Source organism: Thalassobacillus cyri (genome assembly GCF_900107755.1).
Classification (GTDB): domain Bacteria; phylum Bacillota; class Bacilli; order Bacillales; family Halobacillaceae; genus Thalassobacillus; species Thalassobacillus cyri.
Map to the genome: position 1 here is coordinate 1 of NZ_FNQR01000037.1, position 1192 is coordinate 1192.

The following is a 1192-nucleotide window of genomic DNA, read 5'->3' on the forward strand; positions in this document are numbered from 1 at the left end:
AAATTTTTTTATTTTACATTCATCAATCAAGTTATTCCTTTTATTCAAATTTAAGGTAAATAAAGGGACGCGTTGCGTTTCCTAACTGTATTAGGTGATCCTTTTTGTATTTATCGATGCACCTTGGATCCCTGCTTTCTTATGAGGACTTACCCTCCCATGTCTCTTGGCGTCGTGCGCCTACATTCCTTCGTTTGGTCTCATCATAAGGCAGAGGCCAGCTTTATTCTCCCGCATAGACTCGTAGTCTGTTGTCTCGCTTGGCGCCAGCTTCTCCGTGTCATCTTATGGGTCAGAAATATAGGCTATGCTGCCTGTTGAAGACAGTGGAGGTCCTGTTTCATTCGGTCCTCATTGAAATGAACCTGGCGGTTCGATAAACCAAAAAAGATCTTTAACAGTTTTCCGCAAAGCACTACCATTGCTTCCTTCTTCTTCAAAGGATTAACGGGACGAGTAATGTAATACTGATACAATTCCTTAAACACACGATTATTTTGAATTAAAGGCAGAATAGCGCGAAAAAGAAGGTTTCTGAGCCGTTTTCGCCCCCGTTTGGAAATTTTCTTTTGACCTTGATGTTTACCGGAAGAGTTCTCACGCAGTGTTAATCCCGCTAGTTTAATGAGTTGGCGTGGATGGGTGTACTGCTTAAGTGAGCCCGTTTCCGCAATCAAATCAATAATCGTATGCTTTCCAATGCCGGGAATCGATACAAGGTATTCGTATTCATCCAGCTGGGTGACTAAGTTTTCTAAGTGATGATTGAGTTCTGTCAGTTGACGTTCGATTAGAAGAAACTGATCGACAAGTGCGGCGATTTCAAAGTGTGCCATCTCTTTGCCTGTCGTAATACCAATGGAGTTTTCGGCTGCCCGTTTCATCTCTCGAATCTTACTTTTCGAAGGAGAGCGTAGACCCGCTTTTTCTTTATACATCAGTGCCAGTTCCTCTATCTCCTGGTTTAGTAGATCTTCAGGAAAAGGCGTATGTTTCAAAATGGCGCAAGCCAATTGACCAAAACCTTTGATGACGGTTTTAAATTCAGGAAAGTACTGGTCGATCCACCCCGTCATTTGATTTTTCAACATCGCTTGTTTTTCTTTCAGTTTCCATCGCGTTATGGAGCCGTTTTTCAGTTCAGCTTCTACGCCTTCTGGAATCCTGGGATAGCTGAAATTACCACCAATCA

Annotated in this window: 1 protein-coding gene; it reads right to left on the bottom strand. The window is 42.4% G+C overall.

Annotated elements, in window-relative coordinates; translation table 11 throughout:
• Positions 1-305 precede the first annotated feature (305 nt).
• Positions 306-1192: transposase (locus BLV00_RS21615; RefSeq protein WP_093046965.1), on the bottom strand; the 887-nt coding region annotated here is incomplete at its 5' end.